Raw genomic sequence first — 11870 nt, 5'->3', positions numbered from 1 at the left:
CGTTCACCGTGAACGTCGCAATCAATATTAGGATCAGTTCGATCCTAGCCGAAAGCACCCTATCCGTCAAGAATGCGTAGTCAATGATGAGCGTCAAGCACCATAGCAAGCGTGGCTCAATCCCGAAGTAACTTCCTGCGCGCGTCCGGATCTTGCGGAGGCTGCCGCTGTGCTATAGTTATCCACAATGCACCCCTTGCGCTGTGATAATAATACGATCACGATGACCGCACCACTCCATCCTAAGCTTGTCCATCTGGTCCATCTGGCTGGCATATTTGCGCACTTCCCCGCCATCCAAGCCGTCTACCTCTTTGGGCTGGCGACCACGATAAACCTATCTTTCCCAAGCTCGATCTCCGCGCCGCGTTGGCCCAAGCCGGTTTTTGCAACGTTGACGTGGTTGTGCTCAATACCGCAGGCATTGTGCTCAAACACGAGGTCATCCGGCACAACAAACTCATCTATCAGACACCCGACTTTGATCACGGCTCCTTCTTTATCACTCGTAACCCGCCAATTTCTCGACTTCCGACCCCACCTTGACGTACAACGCCAAGCGTATAAAGCGAGTATGCGGTAGCGCACAGCGCTGCTGTACGCCTGCGCAATCACCCAAACCGATTGCACGCTCGCAGGCGCTTGCTTCACTGCATACGGTTCACACCGTCACATGTCGCGACGCCTCCATCGGCGCTTGTCACGCGGCCCGTCCTATGGTATACTATTGGTGGTCGTGGCCGAATTTCCGAATTCCAAAAACCTATGACAGCTCCTGTTACCACCATCCCCGGCCCGCGCGGCCTACCGGTCATTGGCGTCGGCAATCGTCTCCTGCGCGACCCAATCGAATTTATGATCCGGTTGCACCGCCACTACGGTGACCTGGTCAAACTGCCGTTGGGCAAGCGCGCTATGTACCTCGCTGTTCACCCCGATATGGTCAAGCGGATCACGCAAGAAAACTGGAGGAACTACATCAAGCGCTACCCAGCGATGGACGAACTCCTTGGGCAGGGGTTAGTCACGAGTAACGGCGAGCATTGGCTGCACCAGCGCCGGTTGATGCAACCTGCCTTCCACCATCAGCGCATTGCCCGGATGGCCGCCGTAATGATTGAAGAAGCCGAGCGGATGCTGACGCGCTGGGAGGAATACGCGCGCCGCGGCCAGTCATTTGAGGTGCAAACCGAGATGATGCTGCTGACGCAGCAGATCATCGTGCGCACGATGTTCAGCTCATCGCTGAGCGAAGCCGAAGCACAGACCGTCGGCAAAGCCTTTAACGATACCCTCAACTGGGCTGCCGGTCAGCAATTCCGCCTCTTCCAACCACCACGCAACTGGCCGACGCCGGGCAACCTCGCCTACCGGCGTAATCTTGACCTGCTGGAACGGACCGTCTACCATTTGATTGACGAGCGGCGTCAACGTCATGGTGACTACGACGACCTGCTGGAGATGTTGGTCACCGCCCGCGATGCTGAGACCGGTGAGCAAATGTCGCCCAAACAGATCCGTGACGAGGTGATGACCATCTTCCTCGCCGGTCACGAAACCACGGCCGGCACCCTCTCGTGGATCATCCATCTGCTCAGTCATCACGGCGATGCCGAGCGCAAGCTTCGGGCCGAATACGCCACAGTGCTGGGCGGGCGCACTCCCACGCCTAGCGATCTGCCGCATTTGCCGTACAACCGTATGGTGATCGATGAAACCTTGCGTCTCTACCCCCCGACGTGGATTTTGTCGCGGGTCATGGTTGGTCCAGACACGCTCGGTGACTACGAACTCCCGGCCGGTTCGGTTATTGCCCTTAGCCCGTATGTGACGCACCGCCATCCAGCCTTTTGGCCGAACCCCGAAAGTTTCGACCCGGAACGCTTCCAATCCACTGCGACTGCCACCCGCCACAAGTTTGCGTATGTCCCTTTCTTGGCCGGTCCGCGCCAATGTATTGGTAACAGCTTTGCACTGATAGAGATGCAACTCGTTTTACCAATGATCCTGCAACGCTTCCGTGTCAGTGCCGTACCGGGCTACCCGGTGCGTCCAATGCCCAAGGCAACGCTCCGCCCTGGTCCAGAGGTGTGGGTGGAAGTAGCACGATTGTAAGAGGCAATGCTACGGACTGCTAACCGCATTACCAAGCTCAGATTACCAAGAAGGTCTATTGCCGCACCGGTAACGATAGCCATCGTAGCTATGTTGCTAGTGTGGGGGATGAGGGAGGTCGTAGCTCGTGGTCAACAGTATTGGAATATAGAGACCCTGATAGACAAAGCGCTGTCTGCCGAGGGACGAACATTGCCATACGATCCATGGCTCGATTTGCAACCGTTAACCCAACCAATGGCAATCGAGATCGCCCAACAAGCTTTATCCGAGGCTCAGCATCTGGTATCTCTCGATCCGACGACGATCTCAACTCAGCAGCAGCTTGGCCGTATTGCGTTACTCCTCGATCAACCAGATAGAGCGGTTACGGCATTTTCAGTAGCAGTGGCTCAGCAACCCGATAGTCCCTTACGTTGGTTGGAACTCGGATTGGCGTATACCCACCTTGACCACACGACCATTCTACATGCTACCGATGAACCTTTCTGGGAAATTATTCCACCGACGCCACAGTATTGGTCATTAGCAGCACCTCACCCTCATCCAGATTGGTGGGACCCGATTGAACCAATCACCCGTACCGTATTTATTGGCAATCACCTGTTCTTGCGCGCCACACTCCCTCCCGAACCGGCAATGTTAGTGTTCTGGATGGGGAACCAAACCGCACAACCAACGACGTATCAAATTCGACAGGGCGCACAAACATTGGTCGAGTATCGGCTAACTTCTGAAGCTGCTGCTCAGGGTTGGCAAGCTGCCACTCTCGATCTAAGTCAATGGGCCGGACAAGAGATTGAGCTTAGCTTGAACAGTGACCTTCCAACGAGCGGCTGGGGCGATATACAAATCATACCGATCTCGGCAGTGCGTTGCGTGATAGTCGATTGCCAACAACGCGCACGTGCGGCATGGCAACGAGGTGGTTTCACCGCAGACCAGTTTCTACACCGAGGAACAGTAGCCTTCCGTCAGCAGCAGTTCGAGCAGGCAATCCGTTGGTATCGCTATGCTACGCTGTTGGGAGCGGACACTACGAGCGCACTATGGTTTATTCGTTATCGGATTACCAAAGATCAGACAGATCTTGCTCGCAGTGTGACTATAGATCGGGGTTGGATAGATGAGGAATATCAACTACGAGCTTGGTTTGAAAGGGGCTTACTGTTCTTCAATCAAGACCGATTTGTCGAGGCCGAGCACGCCTTTCGGCAGGCGATTGCTGTTCCGGTTGCCAACCCCAGATTAACGTGGCGACTATCAGAGGCATATCGTCTTCTTAGTCTCAGCTTGTGGAACCAAGATCGTCTGACAGAGGCACTGCCGTATATAAAGGAAGCTGTACAGATAAACCCGGGCAACGCTTGGGCACATATTCACTATGGAAAGATACTATATCTCTTCGATCCATCACAAGTGCAACAAACAGATCAAGCCTTCACGACCGCATTAACCCTCGATCCACGACCAGAAATCTGGCAGAATCTCATCGAGTATTGGCAATGGGTGCAAAACAAAGAACGCGCTCAACAATTATGTAGAACAGCCGCACAACACGGAATCTTGACAGACAATATAGAGGCATGCAAATGACACAGACCTATCAACCACAACGTTACTGGGAAGAGCGCCTCACAAAAACCTTCGACCTAACTGGCGTTGGGCATCGAGGTTTAGGTGTTCAATATAATCGGTACTTGTATAAACGACGACTGGAAACACTAACCGCCGGTTTAGGCAAGACTGGCTGTACATTAGACGGTAAAAGCATCCTAGAGATCGGATGTGGAACGGGGTTTTACACTAAATATTTTACCAAACAGAATATTATGAAGTATACAGGAATAGATATTACAAGGATTAGTGTTGCAAATTTAAAAAAACAATATCCATCGTATAACTTTATATGCGCAGATATAGCTCAATTTGGTCTTTCAAAATTGCACGAGCGGTTTGATATTGTGTTTGCTGCTGATGTGTTGTTCCACATAGTAGAAGAAAGAAGTTTCCAGAATGCTGTTCAAAACATGATAGAACTTCTAAAGCCGGATGGTTTATTCATTGTCTCCGACGTTTTCCCCGAAAATACAGTATCCACCTCAGCTCATGTATGCCTTCGTTCATTCTCGCATTACGAACAAACACTGGGTGTTTTGCAAGTACATAGGATCCATATTGAACCGATATTCGCCATTTTACAACCTCCACCAGTAAAAACCCCTACTTTTTGGTGGAATCTCTACGCAAATATCTGGAGAATTGAAAGGCGTGTTGTGAGGTTGAACATTATTGACCAAACTCTTCCGATAATCCTTGAATGGCTCGATCGCGTCTTTTTCTGTCCAAGATACGGATTAGTGCTCCCTAATAGTAAATGGTTGTTTGCGCGTAAACATGAAAAAAATACTTGGTCATAGTGTTATATACGCAATCGGTAATACGGCCAATAGCGCCGCCTTATTACTGCTTATTCCCTATCTGATCAATGCGCTGACTCCGGCTGAATACGGCGCATGGTCAATCTTCGAGGTCACTATCTTTCTGCTCAACCTACTCAGCTTGGCCGGACTTGAAGTCGGGCTCATGCGCGAATATTGGTTTCAGGATGATGAACAATGGCGAGCGCGTTTAGTAGGCAACACGCTGATGATGGCTAGCGTGATCGGGATGGTGATCATGGTTGGCGGCGCCAGTTTGATAGCCGGTGGGATTGACTTTGACTTGCCCGGCGCGCCGCACACTCTCTTGCTCGTACTAGCGATCGGTTGGAGTGAGGCGATTTTTACCGTCTTCCTGACTCTGTTTCGTATCCGAGAACAACCGATCACATTTATTACCCTCTCGATTGGGCGCATGGCGCTCTTTGCCCTCTTTACTGTTGGGTTGCTCGAGGGCGGGTTTGGTCTCACCGGCGCACTTGGGGCACGCCTGATTGCCGCGGTGAGCTTCATAACGGCAGGTTTAATCGTAGGGTGGCGTTGGATTGCATGGCAACTTGATCGCGCGCTTATTCGCCGGATTGTAAGCTACGGCTTGCCGCTCCTACCAGCTAATCTCGCTGCATACCTCTTGTCTACCGCCGATCGCTACATTATACAGGGATTTTTGTCGCTCGAAAACGTTGCCATTTATACCTTCGCTTACAAAATCGCTGCCGTGCTTGATGTGCTTGTTACGCGCCCCTTCGCGCTCGATTGGGCGCCACGCCGGTTCAAGATCGCCACCCAACCCCACCCAGAGCAAAAATATGCACAAGCGCTCCTGATTTACTTATGGGTGGCGTTAGGTTTTGCGCTGGCTGTGATGGCGCTCACGCCGTTGCTCTATGCCTTAATTGCGCCACCGGTTTACTGGTCGGCGATGGGGCTGGTGCCGGTTATTTTGTTAGCGTATATTATCTACGGTCTTAGCTACCCGTTAAATATCGGGATTATGCTGAAGGATCGCACGCGCGATCTGCCGGTGATTGGCTGGATTGCCGCCTGTTGCTGTTTAGCGCTATGCTTTTGGTGGATTCCGGCCTTTGGCATCGCCGGTGCAGCATGGGCCACCGTAGTTGCGTATATGTTATGGACCGGCTTTATTGCCATTGATTCGCTACATCTATACCCGGTTGTGTACCCATGGCAACAGATTGGACTGATTGTGAGTATGGGGGTTATTGCATATGGTGGACTGTGGCTGTCAGAAACGTGGTTTTCACCCACCCACCCGCTTGTTGCCGGATTACGCTTAACGTGGGTATCAGCGCTGATGATAGGATGTGGATGGCTGGTATGGCATCATCGAAAAGAAAAATTCACCAGTAATAGGCGACTAGTTTAATATATAGAGGTTTGTTTATGCGTCTTCAACAGGGATTTCTTGTATATGATATTACGAAAGATCGCTACTACATTGACTATAAAAAGACCTTTTCAATTGTAGTAAATGAGCTACTTCTAGAATTATTACTCAAGCACAAACATTATTTTAAAGGAAAACTGCTTGATCTCGGTTGCGGAGAGCGGCCATATGCTCTTATTTACAATCAACGTGTAGATCAAAGTATTGGTACCGAAGTACTATTCTCACCACATACCATTAATGCAGCGGATATCGTTTGTCTCGCCGAATATGTACCGTTCAGGGATCAACAATTCGATACTATCCTCTGTACGGAGGTTTTAGAGCACACTCGTCAACCATTCCAAGTTATGCAGGAAATCACACGTTTACTTAAACCAGGTGGTCATCTGGTGTTGTCTGTACCATTCATATATCCTATTCATGATGCACCACACGATCACTGGAGATTTACCAGATATGGCTTAGAGCGTATTTGTCATGAATCTGGATTAGAAGTGGTTCATATTCACACAAAAGGTGGTTTTTTTGTAACAATATTAATCTTGATACATCAAGTTGTTATACGAGTAGTAAATTTAGTAAGCAAAATCATACATCTAGAACCCCCATTATACTATAGACCAACAATACGTTGGTTCATCTGCCAACCACAATGGTGGTACTTGCACATATCGAGATGGTTGCGACAACAAGCCGGAAACTTACTTCTACGTCTCAATCAAAACATCAGCCACCAACTCCAACGACCGCAAGCATTGGCTGAGGTCAACGAATGGATGACATGTGGTTATCTAGTAATAGCTCGCAAGCCTTTAGAGCACTAATACCATGAAGATCAAGCTGCAACGAGGCGAGCGAACGACGCGAGATGAGCGCGGTCAGCTCTTTAGAGCACTAATACCATGAAGATCAAGCTGCAACACCTTGAACTAGGTTGGCACGTCATCGCTCTCACATTGCTTTCAGGCGCATTTGTCCCGCTTTGGCGCCAAATTTACGTCGGTGGCGAATTAGCCCAAGATCCGTTCCAACAAGTCGTCTTGATCGTGTCCTACAGTGGTCTCGTCTTACTCGTATGGCACTATCGCCACATTGGTCAACTCCTGATGAGGGGATGGCCGATCTGGATGGTTGTAGGACTAGCATTTATTTCTGTACTCTGGTCACTCGATCCGGCAATTACGCTACGGCGGAGTATTGCGCTTCTGCTAGCCACCCTCTATGGGGTCTTATTGGCTATAAGGTATCCGTTTCTTACCGTCCTAAAGCTGTTGGGAACCGTAATGAGTCTCATAGTCATTGCCAGTCTGATCGGCATTGCTAGCGGTTTCGGATGGGCAGTAATGGACTATCCTCATCCGGGGGCCTGGCAGGGGATAATGTTTCACAAAAACGCGCTAGGACGGATCGCAGGATTAGCACTAATTGTTTTTGTAACATTGTCTCAACAGTACTCCGGTTGGTGGCGATTAAGCTGGTATGGGTTATCATTAGGCACAGTCATCTTAGTCGTAGGATCTCGCTCGATGACCGCGTTAGTAGTAACCACGTTAGTGGTCACAGCTTGGCTAACCCTCACTATGCTTTATTCGTTAGCTTCGCGCGAACGATGGCAAATGACGGCCTTGGTATTGACTACAATCCTTCCAATCAGTACCTTAGGAGTCATTTATTGGCCGGAAATTGTCAGTTTGATTGGACGTGATCCAACTCTCACTGGACGATTACCACTGTGGCAGTCACTCATTGGAATTGGCATACAACGTCCATTGTTGGGTTATGGATTTGGGGCGTTTTGGATTGATCCGAGCCAGATGCTGTCACTAGACATTGCGTTAATGCGATTACGTTTTTGGTGGGCTAATCACGCTCATAATGGCTATATTGATGTATGGCTTGAACTGGGTTTAGTAGGTTTAATGTTAATATTGACTACACTGTTCCTATTAATAACCAAAAATTTTCATTCTTTCTTTCAAGAAAAATCGCGTTATAAATTTTTGTTTATTACAATTTTCTTGTTATATCTGGCGACGTATAATTTCTCAGAGGCAATCCTCATCGAGTCAAGTTTAGGAAAAGCAATATTCTGGATCACTTTTTCGTATACTTATTACGAAACACAACTAAACATCCAGGAGATATAAATGAATTACAAGATTGTTATTTTTTGGAATCAGCCTGCTGCTCTAACAGAGACATTTATTTATAATCAAATTAGCAACCTCCGCCGTTACCAAGCTGCTATATTGGGCAGCAAATGGCCATCTGGACCACGAATCCGAATAGATGAGCAAATAGTTCATCTGATCAATCAGGGAGGATGGCGAGGTAAACTCCACGAAGTTCAATTCAAAGTTTGGGGACAGATTCCGGCTACAATACGGCAATGGCTCGACACTTGGCAACCTGCTCTTATTCATGCCCATGTCGCACCCTACGGCGCTATTGCAATGCCAATCGCACAACGATACCGGCTACCGCTTTTGGTCAGCGTGCATGGAAGCGATGTCACGATGCGTGATGCGGCTATCTGGCGCTCGTCATATATGTCCCACCGTCTTTACCTTTTGCGGCGACGGCAATTGGTACGTACCACTACACGGGTGATCGTCCAGTCTCACTTCTTGCACCGCATTCTGATCGAACAACACGGCTTTGATCCGGCCCAGATCGTTTGTATCCGTTATGGGGTCGATCTCGATCGCTTTCGCCCTACAGCCAATCCTGAATGGGGGCATATTCTTTATGTAGGTCGCCTGATCGAACGTAAGGGATTACCATATCTGCTCACTGCCTTAGCCAAATTACAAACCGACTTTCCCGCCCTTCGCCTAACCGTCATCGGTGATGGCCCATTACGTAGTCGGTATGAAGAGCTAGCCCGACAAGTATTGGGTTCACGCGTAACCTTTATGGGGGCACAATCCAACACTGTCGTACAGGAATACCTCCAACGGGCCTATGTCTTTTGTATGCCGAGTATTACCATGCCAACCGGTGAAGCTGAGTCGCTCGGTGTTGTATTCCTTGAAGCGATGGCGATGGGCGTCCCACCGGTTAGCTTTGCCAGTGGCGGTATTCCCGAGGTGATTCGGCATAGTGAAACCGGTTTTCTTGCCACCGAACGCAATACCGATGAATTAGCCTACTATCTTGGCCTGTTATTAGAACAACCAGCTTTACGCAATAAATTCGGTGAAGAGGGACGGCGCTGGGTTGAGCAAGAGTTTAATCTGAACACTCAAACTGCGAAACTAGAAGCGTTGTACGATGAAGTGATCGCTGAACACATCCAAAAGAGCGTGCTATGAAAAACCAAAGCATCATTAACATCGTGACCCAGATGGAAGCTGGTGGTGCACAAAAAGCTGCGATACAAGTTTGTGAAGAGTTGATTAAGCGTGGCTTTATTTCAGAGGTATGGTTTCTCTACAAAAAACGTCCAACCTACACTGATCGACCATATGTACGGTGGTTGTGGGAAGAGAAACCAAAAACTTTTGGCGAATTTCTCGGGTTACTCGTCAAACTCTACCAATGGCTACGTGTAATCAATCCTGATGGCGTGATCACCTATACCCACTACGCCAATATCATCGGTCAAACCATCGCCTATGCTGCCGGAGTTCCGCATCGATTAGCGACCCAGCGTAGCCCCTGTTGGAGTTATCCACCAGTAGCGCGATGGATTGACCGGCTGATTGGTTCCATAGGAATTTATACAAGCAACATTTTTGTTTCAAAGAGTGTTGAGAGTTCTTTTCAAACGCATCCTAATACATATTTGAGGCGAAGTAAAGTAGTTTTTAATGGCCTAAAGCCACCAATCATTACATACACAAAATCAGAGTCGCGTAAATTACTTAATTTACCTAACGATCGGTGTATTGTAATTAGTATTGGCCGACTCGCTTATGAAAAGAATCACGCTTTACTTATCAACACCATGAGTAGATTACCTAGTTCACAGTACTATCTCGCTATTGCCGGTGATGGTGAGCTACGGGATGAACTTCATCAGCTTATTCAAACAACTCAGTGTGCTGATCGTATTTGTCTATTGGGTGAACTACCACCACAACGGATTGGAGAATTACTCACTGCGGGCGATATCTTCGCTCTTCCCTCACGATATGAAGCATTTGGTTTTGCCAACGTTGAAGCAATGATGGCGGGCCTACCAATCGTTGTGAGTGATTTAGCAGTCAACCGCGAAATCATTGGAGATGCAGGTATCTTTCTTCCAATAGACAACGTTGATGAGTGGGAAAAGACGTTCCGCTACCTTGCACAAGATGAACAAATCCGCCGAGAGTTAGGGAAACGAGCTCGTGAGCGAGCAGCCCTTTATACGCTTGAACATATGGTTGATGGATATATTTGTAATCTGCTTCAATACCAATGATAGTGTCACGTATTACTTTACTAGGTGTTGTTGTTGATCTATTTACTATCGATCGACTCAATCAATGTATTACTACTGCGATCAAACATCAAGAACGTTGGATCATTGCTCATCATAATTTGCATAGTATTTATCTCTACCATCGCGATCAAACAATGCGTCAATTCTATGAGCAAGCACATGTTATTCATATCGACGGCATGTCCCTTGTTTATTGGGGACGCATCCTCGGTTATAAATTGAACCGCGAGCATCGTGTCACCTACGTCGATTGGATACATCCATTGATGGCAATGGCAGCAGCAGAAGGTTGGCGTATCTTCTATTTGGGCAGCAAGCCAGGAGTGGCAGCACTCGCTGCCGAACGGTTGCGCCAACAATACCCTGCTTTACAAATCACCACTCGTGACGGGTATTTTCAAGCGGATGATAACACGGCGGTATTAGCCGAAATAGCCAACTTTCGGCCTCATGTTTTGATGGTGGGCATGGGTATGCCCCGCCAAGAACACTGGATTCTGACGAATCTGGATCACTTATCTGCAAACGCCATCCTGACATCCGGGGCATGTTTTGATTACATTGCCGGCGTCATACCAACTCCGCCACGTTGGATGGGGCGTACCGGCTTGGAATGGCTCTACCGTCTTTATAGTGAGCCAAGCCGGTTGGCACGACGCTATTTACTGGAACCGTGGGCATTGCTGCCCTTGATGGCACGCGATTTGTGGCAGATGACACGGCGAGAACGAAACTTCGACACACAATGAAGCAGAGATCGATGCAGTATAAACACGATCACCTCTCGGCATCTACTTGCTTGCTCTATTTGTTGCCTTCATGCTATACTATCTGCCAGTATATCCCTTGTTACAGGTGCAACACCGAGAGCATTGTGTGAAGGTGCGGCTATGACGCTGGTAAGTGCCTTCACGTAAGGAACCAGCATGCTGGAACGTCTACGCGCACGATTGATCGGGAGTGTACTTGCTTGGGATCTGATCGCAACGCTGTTCTGCCTTGCGGTAGTTATCGGAGCTAACCCGACGACGATACTGCGCCAGTGGCCGCTCTATATTGGCGTGATCGTGATCTGGGTGTTGACCTTCATTATCCTTGCCCCACAACGCGCGCTCTTCACTCACACCCTCTTTGAAGCCTTTGTACGCCTGCTTCTTAGTGTATTGCTAGCAGCAACCTCACTTGCCGGGCTGCTCTATTTGATCAACGGAAATCTGGTTGATCGCGATCATGTCTTCCGCTTCGTCGCGCTTGATCTGGTCGTTGTGAGCGCCATTCACTTTGGCTTTCGCACCCTAACCCACTGGCGGCAAAACCAGAGCGGCGGGCGGCGCGTGCTTGCGGTGGGGCAGGCGAACGCGGCTACCCGGCTAGCCGAGGAGTTTCGTCGCCGTCCGTGGACGGGGGTGCAAATCGTCGGTTATGCCTCAGATGAATGCGACGAACCGGTTGCACTGCCCCGGCTTGGCAGTCT

General features: G+C 49.1%; 10 protein-coding genes. All 10 read left to right on the top strand.

Annotated elements, in window-relative coordinates; translation table 11 throughout:
• The first annotated feature begins 765 nt into the window (after positions 1-765).
• Complete coding sequence (locus ACP5OT_RS17520; RefSeq protein ID WP_428111899.1) at positions 766-2115, top strand: cytochrome P450; 1350 nt, start codon at positions 766-768, stop codon at positions 2113-2115.
• Positions 2116-2205: 90 nt separating this feature from the next.
• Positions 2206-3711 carry a tetratricopeptide repeat protein gene (locus ACP5OT_RS17515; RefSeq protein ID WP_428111896.1) on the top strand — a complete coding sequence of 502 codons (1506 nt, stop codon included), beginning with the start codon at positions 2206-2208 and terminating at the stop codon, positions 3709-3711.
• Positions 3708-4535, top strand: coding sequence for a class I SAM-dependent methyltransferase (locus ACP5OT_RS17510; RefSeq protein ID WP_428111893.1), 828 nt, complete (start codon positions 3708-3710; stop codon positions 4533-4535). The genes ACP5OT_RS17515 and ACP5OT_RS17510 overlap by 4 nt, the downstream gene beginning before the upstream one ends.
• Positions 4513-5943, top strand: coding sequence for a lipopolysaccharide biosynthesis protein (locus ACP5OT_RS17505; protein ID WP_428132873.1), 1431 nt, complete (start codon positions 4513-4515; stop codon positions 5941-5943). The genes ACP5OT_RS17510 and ACP5OT_RS17505 overlap by 23 nt, the downstream gene beginning before the upstream one ends.
• Before the next feature lie 17 nt (positions 5944-5960).
• The gene (locus ACP5OT_RS17500; protein WP_428111888.1) at positions 5961-6791 is read left to right on the top strand and encodes a class I SAM-dependent methyltransferase; all 831 of its coding nucleotides are present in this window, start codon (positions 5961-5963) and stop codon (positions 6789-6791) included.
• A gap of 78 nt (positions 6792-6869) precedes the next feature.
• Complete coding sequence (locus ACP5OT_RS17495; RefSeq protein WP_428132871.1) at positions 6870-8114, top strand: O-antigen ligase family protein; 1245 nt, start codon at positions 6870-6872, stop codon at positions 8112-8114.
• Complete coding sequence (locus ACP5OT_RS17490) at positions 8115-9281, top strand: glycosyltransferase (protein ID WP_428132868.1); 1167 nt, start codon at positions 8115-8117, stop codon at positions 9279-9281. It abuts the gene before it with no gap.
• Positions 9278-10375, top strand: coding sequence for a glycosyltransferase family 4 protein (locus tag ACP5OT_RS17485; RefSeq protein WP_428111880.1), 1098 nt, complete (start codon positions 9278-9280; stop codon positions 10373-10375). Before ACP5OT_RS17490 ends, ACP5OT_RS17485 begins: the two co-directional genes overlap by 4 nt.
• A complete protein-coding gene (locus ACP5OT_RS17480) occupies positions 10372-11145 on the top strand; it encodes a WecB/TagA/CpsF family glycosyltransferase (protein WP_428111878.1) in 774 nt (257 codons plus the stop codon). Before ACP5OT_RS17485 ends, ACP5OT_RS17480 begins: the two co-directional genes overlap by 4 nt.
• 177 nt (positions 11146-11322) lie before the next feature.
• A partial coding sequence (locus ACP5OT_RS17475) for a nucleoside-diphosphate sugar epimerase/dehydratase (RefSeq protein WP_428132866.1) occupies positions 11323-11870 on the top strand: 548 nt, incomplete at its 3' end.

The organism is Chloroflexus sp. (genome assembly GCF_049970315.1).
In the GTDB taxonomy this organism is placed as follows: Bacteria; Chloroflexota; Chloroflexia; order Chloroflexales; family Chloroflexaceae; genus Chloroflexus.
The sequence above is the reverse complement of the archived record's forward strand: the minus strand, read 5'-3'. Positions and strand labels throughout refer to the sequence as shown.